The sequence below is a fragment of the Gilliamella sp. Nev6-6 genome (assembly GCF_001690605.1).
Taxonomy (GTDB): Bacteria; Pseudomonadota; Gammaproteobacteria; order Enterobacterales; family Orbaceae; genus Gilliamella; species Gilliamella apicola_C.
Genome location: NZ_LZHP01000102.1, coordinates 14,789 through 34,809, shown reverse-complemented (window position 1 = coordinate 34,809; position 20,021 = coordinate 14,789). Strand labels below are relative to the sequence as shown.

The 20,021-nt window shown below is 38.8% G+C and carries 32 protein-coding genes; 7 read left to right on the top strand and 25 right to left on the bottom strand.

The window, feature by feature from the left end:
• Positions 1-114: 114 nt before the first annotated feature.
• The 3 genes from folP (at position 115) to fmt (ending at position 3,791) form a co-directional block, all read left to right on the top strand.
• Positions 115-951 (top strand): dihydropteroate synthase, encoded by an 837-nt coding sequence (folP, locus tag A9G42_RS12930; RefSeq protein ID WP_065653598.1) that lies wholly within the window; start codon positions 115-117, stop codon positions 949-951.
• A 268-nt stretch (positions 952-1,219) separates the two neighbouring features.
• A protein-coding gene (locus tag A9G42_RS12920) for an IS3 family transposase (protein WP_442903205.1) occupies positions 1,220-2,292 on the top strand; the annotation gives its coding sequence in 2 pieces (ribosomal slippage) (positions 1,220-1,454 and positions 1,454-2,292; 1,074 coding nt in all).
• A 545-nt stretch (positions 2,293-2,837) separates the two neighbouring features.
• Positions 2,838-3,791 (top strand): methionyl-tRNA formyltransferase, encoded by a 954-nt coding sequence (gene fmt, locus A9G42_RS12915; protein WP_065653600.1) that lies wholly within the window; start codon positions 2,838-2,840, stop codon positions 3,789-3,791.
• Positions 3,792-3,847: 56 nt separating this feature from the next.
• Here the strand turns inward: fmt and tehB are convergent, their stop codons facing one another.
• Positions 3,848-4,708 carry an SAM-dependent methyltransferase TehB gene (gene tehB, locus A9G42_RS12910; RefSeq protein WP_065567143.1) on the bottom strand — a complete coding sequence of 287 codons (861 nt, stop codon included), beginning with the start codon at positions 4,706-4,708 and terminating at the stop codon, positions 3,848-3,850.
• A 194-nt stretch (positions 4,709-4,902) separates the two neighbouring features.
• On the opposite strand from tehB, the gene fabI reads away from it, so the two are divergent.
• From fabI to A9G42_RS12890, 4 genes are all read left to right on the top strand, one after another.
• Positions 4,903-5,691 carry an enoyl-ACP reductase FabI gene (gene fabI / locus A9G42_RS12905; protein WP_065567144.1) on the top strand — a complete coding sequence of 263 codons (789 nt, stop codon included), beginning with the start codon at positions 4,903-4,905 and terminating at the stop codon, positions 5,689-5,691.
• 636 nt (positions 5,692-6,327) lie between these two features.
• A complete protein-coding gene (slyD, locus tag A9G42_RS12900; protein WP_065567146.1) occupies positions 6,328-6,888 on the top strand; it encodes a peptidylprolyl isomerase in 561 nt (186 codons plus the stop codon).
• 176 nt (positions 6,889-7,064) lie between these two features.
• Positions 7,065-7,733, top strand: a complete 669-nt coding sequence (radC, locus tag A9G42_RS12895) for a RadC family protein (RefSeq protein WP_065653597.1) — start codon at positions 7,065-7,067, stop codon at positions 7,731-7,733.
• A 58-nt stretch (positions 7,734-7,791) separates the two neighbouring features.
• Positions 7,792-7,995, top strand: a complete 204-nt coding sequence (locus tag A9G42_RS12890; protein ID WP_065567148.1) for a SlyX family protein — start codon at positions 7,792-7,794, stop codon at positions 7,993-7,995.
• Between the two features lie 190 nt (positions 7,996-8,185).
• On the opposite strand, the gene rplQ is transcribed toward A9G42_RS12890, so the two are convergent.
• The 24 genes from rplQ to rplB all read right to left on the bottom strand — a co-directional run bounded on the left by rplQ (position 8,186) and on the right by rplB (position 20,016).
• Positions 8,186-8,572 carry a 50S ribosomal protein L17 gene (gene rplQ / locus A9G42_RS12885; protein ID WP_065558593.1) on the bottom strand — a complete coding sequence of 129 codons (387 nt, stop codon included), beginning with the start codon at positions 8,570-8,572 and terminating at the stop codon, positions 8,186-8,188.
• 29 nt (positions 8,573-8,601) lie between these two features.
• Entirely contained in the window at positions 8,602-9,591 is a 990-nt protein-coding gene (locus tag A9G42_RS12880; RefSeq protein ID WP_065567149.1) for a DNA-directed RNA polymerase subunit alpha, read from the bottom strand.
• Positions 9,592-9,616: 25 nt separating this feature from the next.
• Complete coding sequence (gene rpsD / locus A9G42_RS12875; protein WP_065567150.1) at positions 9,617-10,237, bottom strand: 30S ribosomal protein S4; 621 nt, start codon at positions 10,235-10,237, stop codon at positions 9,617-9,619.
• 41 nt (positions 10,238-10,278) lie between these two features.
• Complete coding sequence (gene rpsK / locus A9G42_RS12870; protein ID WP_025314405.1) at positions 10,279-10,668, bottom strand: 30S ribosomal protein S11; 390 nt, start codon at positions 10,666-10,668, stop codon at positions 10,279-10,281.
• Between the two features lie 15 nt (positions 10,669-10,683).
• A complete protein-coding gene (gene rpsM, locus A9G42_RS12865; protein WP_065567151.1) occupies positions 10,684-11,040 on the bottom strand; it encodes a 30S ribosomal protein S13 in 357 nt (118 codons plus the stop codon).
• Positions 11,041-11,205: 165 nt separating this feature from the next.
• Positions 11,206-11,319 carry a 50S ribosomal protein L36 gene (rpmJ, locus tag A9G42_RS12860; RefSeq protein WP_025314403.1) on the bottom strand — a complete coding sequence of 38 codons (114 nt, stop codon included), beginning with the start codon at positions 11,317-11,319 and terminating at the stop codon, positions 11,206-11,208.
• A gap of 26 nt (positions 11,320-11,345) precedes the next feature.
• Entirely contained in the window at positions 11,346-12,686 is a 1,341-nt protein-coding gene (secY, locus tag A9G42_RS12855; RefSeq protein ID WP_065587792.1) for a preprotein translocase subunit SecY, read from the bottom strand.
• A gap of 8 nt (positions 12,687-12,694) precedes the next feature.
• Positions 12,695-13,129, bottom strand: coding sequence for a 50S ribosomal protein L15 (gene rplO, locus A9G42_RS12850; RefSeq protein WP_065567153.1), 435 nt, complete (start codon positions 13,127-13,129; stop codon positions 12,695-12,697).
• A gap of 5 nt (positions 13,130-13,134) precedes the next feature.
• On the bottom strand, positions 13,135-13,314 hold the full coding sequence (rpmD, locus tag A9G42_RS12845) for a 50S ribosomal protein L30 (RefSeq protein ID WP_025314400.1): 180 nt from the start codon (positions 13,312-13,314) through the stop codon (positions 13,135-13,137).
• 6 nt (positions 13,315-13,320) lie between these two features.
• The gene (rpsE, locus tag A9G42_RS12840) at positions 13,321-13,821 is read right to left on the bottom strand and encodes a 30S ribosomal protein S5 (protein ID WP_025314399.1); all 501 of its coding nucleotides are present in this window, start codon (positions 13,819-13,821) and stop codon (positions 13,321-13,323) included.
• A gap of 14 nt (positions 13,822-13,835) precedes the next feature.
• Positions 13,836-14,189: a 50S ribosomal protein L18 gene (rplR, locus tag A9G42_RS12835; protein WP_025314398.1), complete on the bottom strand. Its 354-nt coding sequence runs from the start codon at positions 14,187-14,189 to the stop codon at positions 13,836-13,838.
• A 9-nt stretch (positions 14,190-14,198) separates the two neighbouring features.
• Positions 14,199-14,732 carry a 50S ribosomal protein L6 gene (gene rplF / locus A9G42_RS12830; RefSeq protein ID WP_065567154.1) on the bottom strand — a complete coding sequence of 178 codons (534 nt, stop codon included), beginning with the start codon at positions 14,730-14,732 and terminating at the stop codon, positions 14,199-14,201.
• An 11-nt stretch (positions 14,733-14,743) separates the two neighbouring features.
• Positions 14,744-15,136, bottom strand: coding sequence for a 30S ribosomal protein S8 (gene rpsH / locus A9G42_RS12825; RefSeq protein ID WP_065567155.1), 393 nt, complete (start codon positions 15,134-15,136; stop codon positions 14,744-14,746).
• Between the two features lie 17 nt (positions 15,137-15,153).
• Entirely contained in the window at positions 15,154-15,459 is a 306-nt protein-coding gene (gene rpsN, locus A9G42_RS12820; RefSeq protein ID WP_025314395.1) for a 30S ribosomal protein S14, read from the bottom strand.
• Between the two features lie 11 nt (positions 15,460-15,470).
• Entirely contained in the window at positions 15,471-16,010 is a 540-nt protein-coding gene (gene rplE, locus A9G42_RS12815) for a 50S ribosomal protein L5 (RefSeq protein ID WP_065558584.1), read from the bottom strand.
• A gap of 17 nt (positions 16,011-16,027) precedes the next feature.
• Positions 16,028-16,342 (bottom strand): 50S ribosomal protein L24, encoded by a 315-nt coding sequence (gene rplX, locus A9G42_RS12810; protein ID WP_065567156.1) that lies wholly within the window; start codon positions 16,340-16,342, stop codon positions 16,028-16,030.
• 10 nt (positions 16,343-16,352) lie between these two features.
• On the bottom strand, positions 16,353-16,724 hold the full coding sequence (rplN, locus tag A9G42_RS12805; protein ID WP_025314392.1) for a 50S ribosomal protein L14: 372 nt from the start codon (positions 16,722-16,724) through the stop codon (positions 16,353-16,355).
• Between the two features lie 194 nt (positions 16,725-16,918).
• Positions 16,919-17,179 (bottom strand): 30S ribosomal protein S17, encoded by a 261-nt coding sequence (gene rpsQ, locus A9G42_RS12800; protein ID WP_034911151.1) that lies wholly within the window; start codon positions 17,177-17,179, stop codon positions 16,919-16,921.
• Between the two features lies 1 nt (position 17,180).
• Complete coding sequence (gene rpmC / locus A9G42_RS12795) at positions 17,181-17,372, bottom strand: 50S ribosomal protein L29 (RefSeq protein WP_065567157.1); 192 nt, start codon at positions 17,370-17,372, stop codon at positions 17,181-17,183.
• Entirely contained in the window at positions 17,373-17,783 is a 411-nt protein-coding gene (gene rplP / locus A9G42_RS12790) for a 50S ribosomal protein L16 (protein ID WP_034911153.1), read from the bottom strand. It lies immediately after the preceding gene.
• Positions 17,784-17,795: 12 nt separating this feature from the next.
• Complete coding sequence (gene rpsC / locus A9G42_RS12785) at positions 17,796-18,533, bottom strand: 30S ribosomal protein S3 (protein ID WP_034884234.1); 738 nt, start codon at positions 18,531-18,533, stop codon at positions 17,796-17,798.
• A gap of 14 nt (positions 18,534-18,547) precedes the next feature.
• On the bottom strand, positions 18,548-18,880 hold the full coding sequence (gene rplV / locus A9G42_RS12780) for a 50S ribosomal protein L22 (RefSeq protein WP_034884235.1): 333 nt from the start codon (positions 18,878-18,880) through the stop codon (positions 18,548-18,550).
• A gap of 13 nt (positions 18,881-18,893) precedes the next feature.
• Positions 18,894-19,172, bottom strand: a complete 279-nt coding sequence (gene rpsS / locus A9G42_RS12775; RefSeq protein WP_024496505.1) for a 30S ribosomal protein S19 — start codon at positions 19,170-19,172, stop codon at positions 18,894-18,896.
• Positions 19,173-19,191: 19 nt separating this feature from the next.
• Complete coding sequence (gene rplB / locus A9G42_RS12770) at positions 19,192-20,016, bottom strand: 50S ribosomal protein L2 (RefSeq protein ID WP_065558580.1); 825 nt, start codon at positions 20,014-20,016, stop codon at positions 19,192-19,194.
• Positions 20,017-20,021 lie beyond the last annotated feature (5 nt).

Sequence of the window (20,021 nt, the reverse complement as noted above, 5' to 3'; positions counted from 1 at the left end):
AAATTTACCTGAATAAAACAACAAGTAAGCTAAAAATTTAACAACCTAGTTGATAAGTTTCAATGCCATTTAAATTGTTGCATTATTAACACTAACCATATAAGGCTTTTAATCATGGAAATACATTTTAAAAATCAAGTGATGGATCTTTCATTCCCACAAGTTATGGGCATTATAAATATGACGCCAGACTCGTTTTCTGACGGTGGGACTTATAACAATCTTAATGATGCCATGCGCCGTGTTGATAGCATGATTCAAGCTGGCGCAACATTTATTGACGTAGGTGGTGAATCAACACGCCCAGGTGCAACCGAGGTTTCCGTTGATGAAGAGCTTAACCGCGTTATCCCCCTAGTTGAAAAAATTGCTCGTTATTTTGATGTCTGGATATCGGTTGATACCTCAAAACCACAAGTCATGACAGAATCTGCTAAAGCAGGTGCTCACCTAATCAATGATATTCGAGCCCTTACAGAGCCTGGCGCTATTGAAGCTGCTGCACAAACAGGGCTACCTGTTTGCATCATGCACATGCAAGGCGATCCTAAAACCATGCAAAATGCGCCGTACTACAAGCAAGATATATATCAAGAAGTCGACCTATTTTTTGCAAAGCATATAGATCGTTGCTTAAATGCTGGTATTGCCCGTGAAAAAATCATACTCGATCCTGGTTTTGGATTTGGCAAAACACTAGCCCATAATTACCGCCTATTAGCAATGCTTGAAAAGTTCCATCATTTCAACTTACCCTTATTGGTTGGCATGTCTCGAAAATCGATGATTGGGCAAGTATTAAATGTACCGCCACAAGAACGTACGCTCGGCAGTATTTCATGTGCCGTAATTGCAGCCATGAAAGGAGCCCAAATTATTCGTGTACACGATGTTAAAGAAACTTTTGATGCATTGCGGATTGTCCAAGCAACGCTTGCAGAGCAAGGCTAATAGGTTGGACAGTTGAAAACAAGACATTTTGCACTAAAAACAGTCAGAAAAGCCATTGATTTTATTTTTCTAGGCTGCACCATGAAGTGCAATTCGCCTTGACGCCTTAAAATAAAAAAAGACTGGCTTTTAAACTTATGCCGTTTTCTCTTGGGCGTGGGTTCAATAAATATGGTATTTTCTTTATTGTAACTACCCCCTAAAATAGTACAGCAAAAAAGTAGAAAATTCTCTATGATAAAAGAAAAGGGGATTTAATGATGAAAAAATGACTGAACATCAAATCGTAGCTATTTTAAAAGAAGCTGAAGCGGGTATTCCCGTTAAAGAGCTGTGCCGTAAATATGGTATGGGCAATTCAACTTTCTATAAATGGCGAGAAAAATATGGCGGTATGGAAACTTCGGATATCAAACGTCTAAAAGAACTCGAAGCGGAAAACCGCAAGCTTAAGCAGATGTTTGCCGAACTGAGCTTAAAATCCCAGCTTCAGGAAGAAATCATAAAAAAGCTTTAGTGCCAACTGGTGCACGTAAAACGTGGGCACAGCAACTACAAAAAAATCATTCAGTCACTATTACGATGAGTTGTGCCATTGTTGGTTTAAGCCGTTGTGCTTACTATTATCAATCTAAGTTACAGGATGATTCCGTGATTATTTCGGTGTTGAATGCTATCACAGACCGGCATTTACGCTGGGGCTTTCCTAAGTGTTTTAATCGTATCAGAAAGCTCGGCTATCAATGGAATCATAAACGGGTATATCGGGTGTATTGTGAATTAAAGCTTAATCTCAGGGTAAAGCGTAAAAAACGCATTCCTCCACGATGTCCGGAAAGGTTATTAGTCCCCAATAAACAAGGTGAATGCTGGTCAATGGATTTTATGAGTGACAGTAGTCGTAATCAACGTCGCTTTAGGGCATTCAATGTCATCGATGACTTTAATCGTGAGGCGTTAGGTATTGATATTGCAGTAAGCTTACCAGCAGGAAGGATTACCCGTTACTTAGATAAACTGGACGAATATCATGGGTATCCATTAAAAATACGGGTCGATAATGGGCTAGAATTTACAGGAAAAACCTTTACCAACTGGGCTAAATTACATGGTATAACTATTGATTATATCCAGCCCAGTAGCCCTTATCAAAATGGCTATATTGAACGATTTAATCGTACCTATCGTACTGAAGTACTCGATTTATATCTATTTAATAATCTAGAACAAGCAAGAAAGGTAACCGAAGAATGGCTAACCATTTATAACACCGAAAGACCGCATGAGGCATTAAATAACATGACACCGATTGAGTATAAAACACTAAAACAAGCAGCATGATTTTCTACGTGAGTTGTGTACTAAGTTTGGGGTATTTACATTAATTATGTTTCGAATTTCTTTTTTATCTCCCAATCTATTGTCAAAAAATGCTCATTGAGTCATTGATCTATCTCTTTTTATTCTTTTCAGCTTGTAATAATATGAAAATCGAGTATCGTTTCTTCCTAGAAAAATGATTATAATGCATAACAATCACCAAATTGTGGTGATGCGACGTAGCTAGTATAAATTACCTTTCTATTGCCTTCACTTCACTGGGTTTAAAATTACATTTCATGTTTTAATCCAGAAAAAATAAAAACTTCAATAAAATCAATGGGTTTTCTGAATGATTTTTAAGCGCCAAATATCCCATTTTTAACCCCCCCAATCGGCTGTGGACGATTGTTATTTGGCATCAGAATAAACCACCAACGGAGCAAGTTTAACACGCCCGAAAGCACACAAATAAATATCACTCCTTGCTGATTAAAGATTCTTGCTAAAATTTGGGGTATAATTTCTATTATCTTTTAATTATGGATATAACGCTAATGCCACATATAACTAAACCATTAAATATTATTTTTGCTGGCACACCTGATTTTGCCGCGACTCATCTAAAGGCGCTAATTGAGTCTCACCATAATGTGATTGCTGTTTTTACTCAACCCGACCGACCTGCTGGTCGTGGTAATAAGTTAACAGCAAGCCCTGTTAAGCAATTGGCTGTTGAGCATGATATTACTGTTTATCAACCAGTAACGCTTAAAAATGAAGAAAATAAAAAAATTATTGAAAAATTAAATGCTGATATTATGATTGTTGTTGCTTACGGGCTGATTTTACCACAATCTGTACTTGATATGCCTAAATTAGGCTGTTTGAATGTGCATGGTTCATTACTACCACGTTGGCGTGGTGCAGCACCTATTCAACGTGCTTGCTGGGCTGGCGATCAAGTTACAGGTGTTACTATCATGCAGATGGACGCAGGGCTTGATACGGGTGATATGTTATATAAACTTTCTTGCCCAATTGAGCATACCGACACCAGCGCATCACTGTATGAAAAACTAGCCCAATTAGGACCACAAGCGCTACTTGATACATTAGCCTTAATCGGCGAAGGAAGAATCCAACCAGAAAGGCAAGATTCATCACAAGCAACCTATGCCGAAAAACTTTCAAAACAGGAGGCAAAACTTGATTGGAGTTTACCTGCTAAGCAACTTGAACGTTGTATTCGCGCTTTTAACCCATGGCCAGTTAGCTATTTTGACATTAATGGTGAGCCGATTAAGGTATGGCAAGCCGCTGTTGTTGAAATTGACACAGAACAACCAGCAGGCACTATTTTAAAAGCAGATAAAAATGGTATTTGTATTGCAACTAGCCAAAATGCATTGAATATAACACTTCTACAACCTGCAGGTAAAAAGCCGATGTCAGCGCAAGATTTATTAAATTCTCGTAAAACATGGTTTGTTGTTGGTGAACAACTAAGCATGGGTTAACAATACGTAGGCTCACAATCTAAGCGCTAATATTACAGGATTTCATCCTGTAATATTTATCGTTTTCTCGCCAAAAGTGTAGCAAACCTTAATTTTATTCGGTTACCATGAATATCTGTTTTATGCAATTGGCCAATATCTTCATTATATTTTATGATCTCCCAATCTTGATAATAATTTAATAATTCTTGTTTTTTAAATGTGAATGAAAATCCGATAGAACATGGGTAATCATCCGTTGACATTGCGCAAACAATTAAATTATAACCGCCATATTGGGTAACTTGTTGCATATTATGAATAATATCTGGGATTTTATCGGGTTGTAAAAACATCATCACAACAGTTGAGATAATTAGATCATATTCACCTTTTAAGTTTGCTTGGTTAATATCATAAATCGTAGCATTTATACGTGGCAAATTTTCGTTTGTAATAATTTGTTGTAGATTCTCAATACTTGATTGAGATTTATCTACCGCCTCTACATCAAAGCCTAACCGCTGAAGATAAAGCGAATTACGACCAGATCCACAGCCAAGATCTAACACCCGCCCCCTAGGAATAAATTGACACGCTGACACGACTTCAGAATGCGTCTTAGTCATTTGGTACTTTTTATGCGTGTAATCCTCGGGTTGACAATAAAAAGCGAGTTGGCATTGTAGATCATTTGACACCTTGGCAATACGGTGCCACTGCTGAGGCAATACAAATGGTGGTTGATGCTCAATATCATAGTGATGTCGACTTATGACCTCGCCTTGCTCAGTTAGCATTTCAAAATCCAAACTACCAGCAATAATATGTAATTTTGCCCAAGTGCCCGCTTGGGTATTGTGCTTTTCGCTAAATGATGGCGGTAAGTTTTGCGCATCCCAAATTGGCAACATTTTATAATTAACTAAGTTTTTCAAATTGCATCATCCTTAAAACAAATTAATAGTTAGCTATTATAGTCAATGGCTAAGCACATAAACAACTCACAGTAACACAAGATAAAATAACAACAAGTTGCGAAACATAAATTTATTGTGGCGCAATTGCCGTTATCAACATATAATCGTCACTATCCTAATCTATTAAAGTAGAAACATTAGAGGAATAATTTATGGGATTTTTAGCAGGTAAGCGCATACTGGTTACTGGTGTTGCAAGTAATCGTTCTATTGCTTATGGTATTGCACAAGCGATGCATCGTGAAGGAGCTGAATTAGCTTTTACTTATCAAAATGATAAATTAAAAACACGTGTTGAAGAATTCGCTGCTGATTTTGGTTCTAAAATCGTTTTACCTTGCGATGTCGCTCACGATGATAGCATCACTGAACTATTTGCAGAACTTGCAAAAACTTGGGATAAATTTGACGGATTTGTCCATGCTATTGCTTTTGCACCTGGCGATCAATTAGATGGCGATTATGTTAACGCAGTAACTCGTGAAGGGTTTGCTATTGCACATGACATCAGCTCTTATAGTTTTGTTGCGATGGCAAAAGCATGCCGATCGATGTTAAATCCAAATTCAGCTTTAGTCACTCTTTCTTATCTAGGTGCTGAACGTGCGATTCCTAACTATAACGTAATGGGCCTAGCTAAGGCATCATTAGAAGCCAATGTTCGTTATATGGCAAATGCCATGGGACCAGAAGGTGTGCGCGTTAATGCCATTTCAGCAGGACCAATTCGTACGCTTGCAGCATCTGGCATTAAAGACTTCAAGAAAATGTTATCTCATTGTGAATCAGTCACGCCAATTCGTCGCACAGTTACTACCGAAGATGTGGGCAATTCGGCTGCGTTTTTATGCTCAAATCTAGCATCTGGCATTACTGGCGAAGTCATCCATGTTGATGGTGGGTTTAGTATTGCTGCAATGAATGAGTTAGAGCTTAAATAAACTTATGATTTTCTCTCTCGCCTCAGGCGGGAGAGATTATTCTAATTATTTATAAGGAATACTATTTGATTACATCTTATATGAGATGATATTGAGCATTAAACTTGTCTTATTGACTCGAATACTGCATCAATTCATTACAGAATTTAGAGAATAATCAGCTGTTATTTGCCAATAATATAAACAATTAACTGCGTTATGCCAAAAGCTCCTCATCAGTAATTCAAATAGCTTCTATTGGACAAGAATCCCACAAAAACAATAATTATCTATCAATTTTTTTATTTTAAAAAACTTCATAAAACAATTTTATTTGATCATCGATTAAATCATCTCAAAGTTGGACTATTTCTAATATCAATTATCTAGCTAGCGCCAATATTAGAATGAGATCTGTTTATTAAGGGATATTTATCACTTCATCCTGATTAAATATCGAAAGTGAGTAAAATACCTTTATCAAGAATAATACCCAATATTTTTATTTTATTTGAATAAATTGCTTTCATAATGCTACTTGATCATTATACTTTCCTAAAATATTTTTACAAAATAAAAGAGAAATTAGCATACAGATAATCTTTTTTCAGCTAAAATCTACAGCTTATTTGCTCGTTATAGCCCGTTGGAGATAAAATGAAAATAGCAAAAAACACAGTAGTAAGTATAGCATACCAAGTTAGAACGAAAGATGGCGTTCTTGTTGATGAAGCAACAGCAACTGCTCCGCTTGAGTATTTGCATGGCGCAGGAAACTTATTACAAGATCTTGAAAAAGCCCTAGAAAGTCATCAAGTTGGTGATAAATTTGAAGTTGAGATAATTAATGCATATGGTGATTTTAATGATGCACTTGTGCAAAATGTTCCTCGTGATGTGTTTGTCGGTGTGGATGAATTAGAAGTTGGTATGCGCTTTTTTGCTGATACTGAGCATGGTTCTTTACCAGTTGAAATTACCGCTATCGATGGCGATAATATCACTATTGATGGTAATCATATGCTAGCGGGACAAGATCTAAAATTTAACGTTGAAGTATTAGCTATTCGTGAAGCCACAGAAGAAGAAATAGCCCACGGTCATATTCATGGTGAGCATGGGCATGATCATGGCGGTTGCGGTTGTGGTGGACATGACCATGAAGATGATGATAGTGGTTGTTGTGGCGGAGGCCATGGCGGTTGCGGTTGCCACTAAGTTGTCGTCGTTTAGGATGTAATGATAAAAGCGCTATATAGCGCTTTTTATTTGCCAGATATCCAAAATATTACTTAATAATTTGTGAAATAAATCCCAATATTTTACAACACTGTTTTGTACTGTTAATTTTTCCGTTAATAATCTAGATTTTGCTATTATTGGAATTTAGCATTATGTCTTTACAACCAGCTTCGTTGATGCCACGGGAAAAGCTGTTAAAATTTGGCGTTGAAACTCTCAGTGATGCAGAATTACTTGCACTTTTTTTACGAACAGGCACCAAAGGCTTACCTGTTTTAGAACTATCACAAAAATTGTTAAATGAGTTTGGTTCTTTTTATAATTTAATTAATGCAAGCCATAGTGATTTTTGCAAAAAGCAGGGGTTAGGCACAGCGAAATACACCCAACTAAAAGCTGTTGTCGAGTTGTCACATCGATATCTAAAAGTTAAAATATCCAATGAAAACTCACTGACTTCACCAGCACTAACCCACCATTATTTAGCTAGCCGCTTGGCAGATAAAGAACGTGAGGTTTTTATGGTGATTTTTCTAGATAACCAAAATCATGTTATTTCATCAGAAGAAATGTTTATCGGTACCTATAATTGTGTAGAAGTTCACCCTCGAGAAATCGCTAAACGAGCATTACAATATAATGCCGCTGCATTAATTTTGGCACACAACCACCCTTCAGGCATAGCCGAACCAAGTCAAGCTGACCGTACGCTAACAGTAAAAATAGATCAAGTTTGTAACTTGATTGATATTCGTATTATTGATCACCTTGTAATTGGTAAAGGCGAATATGTCTCTTTTGCCGAACGAGGATGGATTTGATAGCCATTTTTACTTACAATATAGCATATATATTATATGCATACATAAGCCTGTTTTTATGAATCAACAACTAGAATTACTTGAAACTAAAGTTGCTTTTCAAGAAGTTACCATTGAGGAATTAAACCGTATGGTAACAACCCTTCAAGCAGATATCAGCAAATTAAAAGAGCAATTGACTTTATTATCACAAAAGCTACAAGCAACACAATCATCGAATATTGCCAACTTATCGGAAGAAACACCACCACCTCATTATTAGCTAACTACACTTACATCGATAATTGTTATTCACCTGCCTTAGTTAGTTGATAATTCTTTAGCATCATTTAACTGACAACTAACTTTAAATAAGGTTGGCACTTTATAATTTAAAATATAATTACAATAAGTGTAAATGAGAAAATAAAAAACCGGCATATAGCCGGTTTTAATACGCAATGATTTAATAATTATTCAGCTGTTGCTTCTGCTTCTACTGCAGGGCGATCAACTAATTCGATATAAGCCATTGGAGCATTATCTCCATCACGGAAACCACATTTTAAAATACGTACATAACCACCAGGACGGGTAGCAAAACGTGGGCCTAAATCTGAAAATAATTTCTTCACTGTATCTTTATCACGGATACGAGCAAAAGCCAGACGGCGATTAGCTACGCTATCGCTTTTGGCTAGCGTAATTAACGGTTCAACAACACGACGCAACTCTTTTGCTTTAGGCAATGTAGTTTTGATGATTTCATGTTCAACAAGTGAACTTGTCATGTTACGAAACATTGCTTGACGATGGCTGCTATTTCGGTTCAGTTGACGACCACTTTTACGATGGCGCATAACTTTATCCTTCTTATATAAATTTTATCTTAGTCTTCAACAATACTTGCTGGTGGCCAATTCTCAAGACGCATGCCTAAAGATAAACCACGAGAGGCGAGCACATCCTTAATTTCAGTAAGCGATTTCTTACCAAGATTAGGAGTTTTAAGTAACTCAACTTCAGTACGTTGCACTAAATCACCAATATAATGAACTGCTTCTGCTTTTAAGCAATTAGCAGACCGAACAGTTAATTCCAAATCATCTACTGGACGTAAGAGAACTGGATCAAATTCCGGTTTATCTTCTTTCACTTCTGGTTGACGCACATCACGTAAATCAACGAAAGCTTCAAGTTGTTCAGCCAAAATAGTTGATGCACGACGAATAGATTCCTCAGGATCGATAGTCCCATTTGTTTCCATATCGATAACAAGCTTATCTAAATCCGTACGTTGTTCCACACGAGCAGCATCAACAGAATATGCGATACGCTCTACAGGGCTATAACATGCATCAACTAACAAACGACCTATTGGTCGTTCTTCATCTTCTGACTTAACGCGAGCAGAAGCAGGGACATAACCACGTCCTCGTTGTACACGAATACGCATACTAATTGAAGCATTGGCATCAGTAAGATGACAAATTACTAAATCAGGATTAACAATTTCAACATCACCATCGTGAGTGATATCAGATGCGGTTACTGCACCAATACCTGATTTATTTAACGTCAGCATAACATCATCTTTAGTATGTACACGCACTGCTAATTTTTTTAAATTAAGCAAAATATCAAGTACATCTTCTTGAACGCCTTCTTTAGTACTGTACTCATGCAGAACACCGTCAATTTCAACTTCGGTTACTGCATATCCCGGCATAGATGATAATAAAATGCGGCGTAGTGCATTACCTAAAGTATGACCAAAACCACGTTCAAGTGGCTCTAAAGTCACTTTGGCGTGTGTTTGGCTGTATTGAACAACATCAACTAGGTGAGGTTTTAAAAACTCTGTTACAGAACCCTGCATTATGTCCTCTCTTAAGTGCTAAACTTTACTTAGAGTAAAGTTCGACGATCAAATGTTCGTTGATGTCAGCAGATAAATCTGAACGTTCTGGTAAGCGTTTAAATACGCCTTCCATTTTGCTAGCATCAACTTCTAACCATGTTGGTTTTTCACGTTGTTCAGCTAACTCTAAAGCGGCTTTAATACGTGCTTGTTTTTTTGACTTTTCGCGAACACTAATCACATCTTCAGGTGAAACTTGGTAAGATGCAATATTTACAACGCGACCATTAACAAGAACAGCTTTATGACTAACTAATTGACGAGCTTCAGCGCGAGTAGCACCAAATCCCATGCGATAAACAACGTTATCTAAGCGACGTTCTAAAAGACCAAGTAGGTTTTCACCTGTATTGCCTTTAATACGCGCTGCGCTTTTGTAGTAATTACGGAATTGACGTTCTAAAATTCCATAAATACGTCTAACTTTTTGTTTTTCACGTAACTGAACACCATAATCTGATAAACGCGGTTTACGCGCACCATGTTGCCCAGGAGCTTGTTCTAATTTACATTTACTGTCAACCGCTCGGACACCAGATTTAAGGAATAAATCTGTACCTTCGCGACGACTTAATTTGAGTTTTGGTCCCAAATATCTTGCCATTTTATTTCTCCAATAATCCTAAACATTCAATGTTTAATAAATTAAACACGACGTTTCTTTGGTGGACGACAACCGTTATGAGGAATCGGAGTAACATCAGTAATGTTAGTGATGCGATAGCCCGCAGCATTTAATGCACGAATTGTTGACTCACGACCAGGACCAGGTCCTTTTACCATAACTTCCAGATTTTTAATTCCGTAATCTTTGACAGCTTCAGCACAACGTTCCGCTGCTACTTGAGCTGCAAAAGGTGTTGACTTACGAGAGCCACGGAAACCAGAACCACCAGCGGTTGCCCAACCTAACGCATTACCTTGACGATCGGTAATAGTTACGATTGTATTGTTGAATGATGCATGAATATGAGCTATACCATCAGAAACTTGCTTTTTTACACGTTTACGTGTACGAACAGGTGTCTTTGCCATTTAATTATACCTCAATTATTTCTTGATTGGCTTACGCGGTCCCTTACGGGTACGAGCGTTAGTCTTTGTGCGTTGACCGCGAACAGGAAGTCCACGACGGTGACGCATGCCACGATAACAACCAAGGTCTAATAAACGCTTGATACTCATAGTTACTTCACGACGTAAATCACCTTCAACGGTAAATTTAGCGACTTGTTCACGTAACTTTTCAATCTGATCTTCAGATAGTTCTCTGATCTTAACATTTTCAGGAATACCGGCTTCAGAACAAATTGTCTTAGCACGGGTAGCTCCAATACCATAAATCGCTTGTAAAGCAATCACAGCATGTTGTTGATCAGGAATGTTAATGCCTGCTATACGGGCCACTATGCACTCCTTTATTGTTAATGTTTAGCAAATTCACCATACTGAAAAGCCCGTTTTCAGGATACTCAAACGGTGAATTCACAACTAAATCTAAGCTGGCTATTCTAGCCAGCTTTACTATACTTTGGCAAGAAAAATATGCAAATCAACTTCCAGTTAAATAAATTAACCTTGACGTTGTTTATGTTTACCTTCAACGCAAATAACACGAACAATGCCATTACGTTTAATGATTTTACAATTTCTGCATAATTTCTTGACTGAAGCACGAACTTTCATATTTTTCTCCGTAACTTCTGGCTAACTTACCGACCGTAGCCTTTAAGATTCGCTTTCTTTAACATTGACTCATAACGATTTGGCATCATTAAAGTCTGTACTTGTGCCATAAAATCCATGATTACAACAACAACAATTAATAACGATGTTCCACCAAATTGGACTGGAACTTTCATTGCACTTGTCATAAACATTGGAATCAAACAAACAACAGTAATATATATCGCGCCAATTAGTGTTAAACGAGTCATCACTTTGTCAATATACTTAGAAGTTTGTTCGCCTGGGCGGATACCTGGAATAAATGCACCAGATTTTTTAAGCTGATCTGCTGTTTCCCTCGGATTGAAAACCAATGCTGTATAAAAGAAACAAAAGAAGATAATTGCCGCCACAAAAAAGATTATATATAACGGTTCATCATGAGAGAAATATTGATTGATAAGTACCATAATATATCTCCAGCCTTCACCATCTCCTTGGAACCAAGAAGCCATCATAGATGGTAACATAACAATTGTTGAAGCAAATATTGCAGGAATGACACCTGCCATATTAATCTTTAATGGTAAATGCGTGCTTTGCGCCGCATAAATACGACGACCTTGTTGTCGCTGTGCATAGTTAACAACAATACGACGTTGACCACGCTCAACAAAAACAACAAAATAAGTCACACCAACCACTAAGGCAGCGACCACTAATAGTAAAATCGGGTGCAGTGAACCAGAACGAGCTTGTTCAATAGTTTCATATATTGCATGAGGAAGACCAGCCACAATACCAGCAAAGATAATGATCGAAATACCATTGCCTACGCCTCGCTCTGTGATCTGCTCACCTAGCCACATAAGAAACATAGTGCCAGTAACTAAGCTAACCGATGCAATAAAATAGAAAGAAAATCCAGGATTAATCACTACATGACCGTAATCTGGATGATTAGGTAAACCAGTCGCAATACCAACAGCCTGCACTATCGCTAGCCCTAATGTACCATAACGCGTATACTGACTAATTTTCTTACGACCTGATTCACCTTCTTTCTTCAATTCTGACAATTTAGGACTAATTGTAGTTAATAGCTGCACTATAATCGATGCAGAAATATAAGGCATTATCCCTAAAGCAAAAATTGAAGCACGGCTTAAAGCACCACCAGAGAACATATTGAACATACCAACAATACCATTTGAAGATGCTTTTGCTAGTAAGTCCGATAACGCTTTAGTATCAATACCAGGAACTGGAACGTAAGAACCTAGACGAAAAACAATAAGCGCTAAAAGCACAAACATTAAGCGTCTTGTAAGCTCACCGCTACCACTTCGTGCTCTTTGAAAATCTAATCCTGGTTGCTTTGCCATCTTTCTAATTATTCCTCAATTTTTCCGCCAGCAGCTTCAATTGCAGCTTTAGCACCTTTAGTTACTCGAATACCACGAACAGTTACTGGTTTAGTTACTTCGCCAGATAACATGATTTTTGCATATTCAATATGTGAATTAATCACATTTGCAACTTTTAAGCTATTTAAGTCAACAATATCGCCTTCAACCTTCATTAAATCAGAAAGACGAACTTGAGCTGTAACTAAAGCTTTACGTGAGGTAAAACCAAATTTTGGTAAACGACGATATAAAGGCATTTGACCACCTTCAAAGCCACGGCGAACGCCACCACCTGAACGGGATTTTTGACCTTTAACACCACGAGTACCTGTTTTACCTAACCCAGAACCAATTCCTCGGCCTAGGCGTTTCGGTGCATGCTTTGAACCTTCAGCAGGAGATAAAGTATTTAAACGCATTACTATTACTCCTCAACTTTAACCATGTAATAAACTTGGTTTACCATACCACGAATTGCAGGAGTATCCTCACGCTCAACAGTATGACCAATACGACGTAATCCTAATCCAACTAACGTTGCTTTATGCTTCGGTAGACGACCAATAGAACTACGGGTTTGTGTAATTTTAATTGTTTTTGCCATGGTTAATTACCCCAAAATTTCTTCGACGGTTTTACCACGCTTAGCAGCAACCATTTCTGGTGATTTCATATTTTCTAAGCCATCAATAGTTGCACGAACCACATTAATTGGGTTAGTAGAACCATATGCTTTAGCCAGAACGTTACGAACACCAGCAACTTCTAAAACGGCACGCATCGCACCACCAGCGATAATACCGGTACCTTCTGATGCTGGTTGCATATAAACACGAGAACCTGTGTGAGCACCTTTAACTGGATGCTGTAAAGTATCGTTGTTTAAAGCAACATTAATCATATTACGACGTGCTTTTTCCATTGCTTTTTGAATTGCTGCTGGTACTTCACGTGCTTTACCATATCCAAAACCTACGCGGCCATTACCGTCACCAACAACTGTTAGTGCAGAAAAACTAAAAATACGACCACCTTTTACGGTTTTAGAAACTCGGTTAACTGCGATTAGTTTTTCCTGCAGTTCACCAGCTTGTTTTTCGATGTTTGACATCTTTAACTCCTACCTTAGAACTGTAGGCCAGCTTCGCGAGCAGCATCTGCTAGCGCCTGAACTCGACCATGATATTGGAAACCTGAACGATCAAATGAAACTTCTTTGATATCTTTCGCTAATGCACGCTCTGCAATTGCTTTACCAACCGCCGCTGCTGCATCTTTGTTTCCGGTGTATTTTAAACTTTCACTGATAGCTTTTTCTAATGTAGAAGCGGCTGCCAGTACTTCTGATCCGTTTGGTGCGATAATCTGCGCATAAATATGACGCGGAGTGCGGTGAACTACCAAGCGAGTTGCAAGTAATTCATGCATCTTGCGACGCGCTTTAGTTGCACGACGGATACGAGCTGATTTCTTATCCATAGTGTTACCTTACTTTTTCTTAGCTTCTTTAGTACGCACAACTTCATCTGCGTAACGAACACCTTTACCTTTATAAGGTTCAGGACGACGATAAGCACGGATATCTGCAGCCACTTGTCCAATTAACTGTTTATCAGCACTTTTCAGTACAATTTCAGTTTGAGAAGGACATTCAGCTGACACACCTGCAGGTAATTGATGTTCAATTGGATGTGAATATCCAAGAGATAAACCAATTGCATTACCTTTAACTTGTGCACGATAACCGACACCAACTAGCTGAAGTTTTTTAGTAAAACCTTCAGTAACACCAATAACCATCGCATTAATCAATGCACGAGCCGTACCAGCTTGAGCCCAAGCATCAGCAAAGCCATCGCGAGGAGCAAATTTAATTTGACCCTCTTCTTGATTAATCACAACAGCATTATTTATTGTGCGAGATAACTCGCCATTTTTACCTTTAATCGTAATTACCTGACCATCGAGTTTTACCTCTACGCCAGCAGGAACAACGACAGGTGCTTTTGCAACACGAGACATTTTTTTCTCCCTTACGCTACGTAGCAGATAATTTCACCACCAAGACCCGCTTGGCGTGCTGCACGATCAGTCATAACACCTTTAGAAGTAGAAACAACTGCGATACCTAATCCAGCCATAACTTTTGGCAATTCATCTTTACGCTTATAAATACGTAAACCTGGACGGCTAACACGTTTAATACTTTCTACAACAGCTTTGCCTTGGAAATACTTCAAAGTAATTTCCAATTCTGGCTTAGTGTCACCAACAACTTTATAGTCTCCGATATAACCTTCTTCTTTTAGCACATTGGCAATTGCCACTTTTAGCTTAGAGGAAGGCATGGTGACTGCAACTTTATTCGCAGATTGACCATTACGAATACGGGTCAACATATCTGCTATAGGATCTTGCATGCTCATCTATAACACTCCCCTGATTACCAACTTGCCTTTTTAAGACCAGGAATCTCACCACGCATGGCTGACTCGCGAACCTTAATACGGCTTAAACCAAACTTACGAAGGACGCCATGAGGACGACCAGTTTGACGACAACGACGACGTTGACGTGATGGACTAGAATCACGAGGAAGCGTTTGCAATTTAAGCACTGCATTCCAACGATCTTCATCTGATGCATTAAGATCAGAGATAATCGCTTTTAATTCTTGACGCTTTGCAAAATATTTTTCTGCTAGCTTTACGCGTTTCTTATCGCGTTCAATCATTGATTGTTTAGCCATTATGCCCTACCTTACTTACGAAATGGGAAGTTAAAGGCAGATAATAAAGCTCGGCCTTCTTCATCTGATTGTGCACTAGTTGTGATAGTAATATCTAAACCACGAACACGATCAACTTTATCATAATCGATTTCAGGGAAAACGATTTGTTCACGAACACCCATGCTATAGTTACCACGACCATCAAAAGATTTTGCGCTTAAACCGCGGAAATCTCGAGTACGAGGAAGAGCAATATAAACTAGACGTTCAAAAAATTCCCACATACGTTCGCCACGTAAAGTGACTTTACAACCAATAGGATACCCTTGACGGATTTTAAAACCAGCAACTGATTTGCGTGCTTTAGTGACAAGTGGTTTTTGACCACTGATTGCTGCTAAATCTGCAACAGCATTATCTAATAATTTCTTATCAGTAATTGCTTCACCCACACCCATATTCAAGGTGATCTTTTCGATCCGAGGGACTTGCATGACAGATTTGTAGCCAAACTGTTCTTGCAGTTTATTTACTACCTGTGCTTTGTAGTAATCATGCAGTTTCGCCATCGTACACTCCAAATTACTTAATTGATTAATTCATTAGTAGACTTATAAAAACGGACTTTTTTACCGTCTTCAAAACGAAAGCCTACGCGATCTGCTTTGCCTGTAGCTGGGTTGAAAATTGCCACGTTAGAAACATTAATTGCTGCTTCTTTTTCAACAATTCCACCTTCTTGATTTAATGCAGGTACTGGTTTTTGGTGTTTTTTCACCAAATTAATACCTTCAACAATCACTTTACCTGTAGACAAAACGCTTTTTACTTTACCGCGTTTACCTTTATCTTTACCGGTTAACACGATAACTTCATCTTCTCGACGGATTTTCGCTGCCATTACCCGCTCCTTACAGTACTTCTGGTGCTAATGAAATGATCTTCATAAACTTCTCAGAGCGAAGTTCACGAGTGACCGGTCCAAAAATACGCGTACCTATCGGTTGCTCACTGTTATTGTTTAAAATAACACAAGCATTACGATCGAAACGAATGACAGATCCATCAGGACGACGAACACCTTTTCTAGTGCGCACTACAACAGCTTTAAGCACATCACCTTTCTTAACTTTACCACGAGGAATTGCTTCTTTAATGGTAACTTTGATGATATCACCTACCGCTGCATAACGACGGTGCGAGCCACCGAGAACCTTGATACACATTACACTACGTGCGCCAGAGTTATCGGCAACATCTAGCCTAGTCTGTTCTTGGATCATTTTAATGCTCCGTATAAATAAATTATTGTCTAATCTACCTTCATCCACCTCAACTACCATGGATAAGAATAGACAACCAAAAACCCACTTATGTGAGGGCGTATAGTATAACACCACTCACATAAAATGGATAGCATAAAATAAACGGCTACTAAGCCGTTTATTATATTATGTACAGTTTTCAATCAAAAAGATTAAATAACTGCTTTTTCAACGATTCGAACAAGAGTCCAAGATTTGGTTTTTGATAATGGACGACACTCTTTAATTTCTACAGTATCACCAATACCACACTCGTTGTTTTCATCATGTACATGCAATTTAGTCGTACGTTTAATGAACTTACCATATAACGGATGCTTCACTTTACGTTCAATAGCTACAGTTATAGATTTATCCATTTTGTCGCTAATAACACGACCTTGCTGAGTACGAATTTTTACTTCAGTAGTCATATTACGCACCCGCCTTCTCAGTTAATAACGTTTTAACACGTGCAATATTACGACGCACTTGTTTTAACATATGAGTCTGTGTTAACTGACCTCCAGTTAATTGCATACGTAAGTTAAATTGCTCACGTAATAAATTAAGAAGTTCAGTATTTAACTCTTCAACGCTTTTTTCGCGTAGCTCTTTTGCTTTCATTTACATCACCGTCTTAATCACAAAGGTGGTTTTAATTGGCAGTTTTGCAGCTGCCAACGCAAATGCTTCACGAGCAACTTCTTCCGGTACACCGTCCATTTCATAAAGGACTTTACCTGGTTGAATCTGAGCAACCCAGTATTCAACGTTACCCTTACCTTTACCCATACGCACTGCAAGTGGTTTTTCAGTAATTGGTTTATCAGGGAAAACTCGAATCCAGATTTTACCTTGACGCTTAACTGCACGAGTCATTGCACGACGTGCCGCTTCGATCTGGCGCGCAGTCAAACGACCACGACCTACAGCCTTAAGACCGAATGTACCGAAACTAACATCAGTACTTACAGCAAGACCACGATTGCGGCCCTTGTGCACTTTACGGAATTTTGTACGCTTTGGTTGTAACATCAGCGACGCTCCTTATTGTTTTCGGCCTTTGCGCTGCTTTTTCGGTTGAGCAGCAGGTTGTTTTTCTGCTTGTTCAACGGCAGCCATACCACCAAGGATCTCACCTTTGAAGATCCACACTTTAACACCAATAATACCATAGGTAGTTAATGCTTCAGACAATCCATAGTCGATATCAGCTCGTAAGGTATGTAAAGGCACACGACCTTCACGGTACCACTCACTGCGAGCAATTTCAGCGCCGCCTAAACGACCACTTACTTCAACTTTGATACCTTTAGCACCCGCTTTCATTGCGTTTTGTACCGCACGTTTCATAGCGCGACGGAACATAACACGGCGTTCTAACTGAGAAGTAATGCTGTCAGCAACTAATTTTGCATCAAGTTCTGGTTTGCGAACTTCTGCAATATTAATTTGTACCGCAACATCACGCTTCTCTTTTTTGTCTTTATATTTATTGACAATAGAAGCTACGGCATTACGTAATTTTTCAACGTCCTCACCTTTTTTACCAATCACAATCCCTGGACGAGCGGTGTGAATAGTAATTCGAACGTTAGTTTCTGCTGAACGGTCGATCACAATTTTAGAGATTGACGCTTGAGCTAATTCTTTATTTAAGAACTCACGCACTCTAAAATCACTTTCTAAATTATCAGCGAATGTCTTTGTACCCGAATACCATGTAGATGTCCAAGGCTTGACAATGCCTAATCGGATACCATTTGGATTTACTTTTTGACCCATTGCTATTCTCCAGCCTAGCGATCTGAGACGATCACGGTGATGTGACTCGTACGCTTCAAAATTCGATCTGCACGACCTTTCGCACGAGGCATAATGCGCTTCATGGTTGGACCTTCGTCTACGAAAATTTTCGCAACTTTTAGATCATCAATATCAGCACCATCGTTATGCTCTGCATTAGCAATAGCAGACTCTAATACTTTTTTAACAAGTACAGCCGCTTTTTTATTGGTGTACGTTAAAATATCTAGTGCCTGAGACACTTTCTTACCGCGAACAAGATCTGCAACTAAGCGAACTTTTTGTGCAGAAGAACGAGCGTGGCGGTACTTTGCAATTGTTTCCATCTCTTTCTCCTACTTATTTCTTCTTAGCTTTCTTATCAGCTGCGTGACCGCGATAAGTACGAGTCGGCGCGAATTCACCCAATTTATGACCAACCATTTCATCGGAAACATAAACTGGAACGTGCTGACGACCATTATGGACAGCGATGGTCAAACCGATCATGTTAGGAAAGATCGTTGAACGACGGGACCAAGTACGAATTGGTTTCTTGTCCCCGCTTTCCACCGCTTTCTCTACCTTCTTCAGCAAGTGTAGGTCAATAAAAGGACCCTTCTTGAGAGAACGTGGCATAGCTAATCCTCTATATTAATTATTTCTTATTGCGACGGCGAACAATATACTTATCAGTACGTTTGTTGCTACGCGTTTTCAATCCTTTGGCTTTTTGACCCCATGGAGACACAGGATGTTTACCAAAGTTACGACCTTCACCACCACCATGTGGATGGTCTACCGGGTTCATTGCTGTACCACGAACAGTAGGACGAACACCACGCCAACGCGTTGCACCCGCTTTACCTAGTACGCGAAGCATATGTTCTGAGTTACCCACTTCACCAATAGTGGCGCGGCAATCAGATAATACTTTACGCATTTCACCTGAACGTAGGCGTAATGTTACATAAGCACCATCACGTGCAACGATTTGCACATAGCTACCAGCCGAGCGAGCAAGTTGTCCGCCTTTACCTGGTTTCATTTCAATGTTATGCACGGTAGAACCGACTGGAATATTGCGCATTGGTAAACAGTTACCTGTTTTAATTGATGCATCAACACCAGATTGGATCTGATCACCTGCTTTTAAGCCTTTAGGCGCTAAAATATAACGACGTTCACCGTCTTTATATAAAACCAATGCAATATTTGCACTACGGTTTGGATCATATTCCAAACGTTCAACAACTGCTGGAATACCATCTTTATTACGCTTAAAGTCGACAATACGATAATGTTGCTTATGACCACCACCGATATGACGGGTAGTGATTCGACCATTATTATTGCGACCACCAGTTTTGCTTTTTGAATCAAGCAACGGTGCATAAGGCTTACCTTTATGCAACTCTGGGTTAACCACTTTAACAACGTGGCGACGACCCGGAGATGTAGGTTTACACTTAACAACTGCCATTGTTC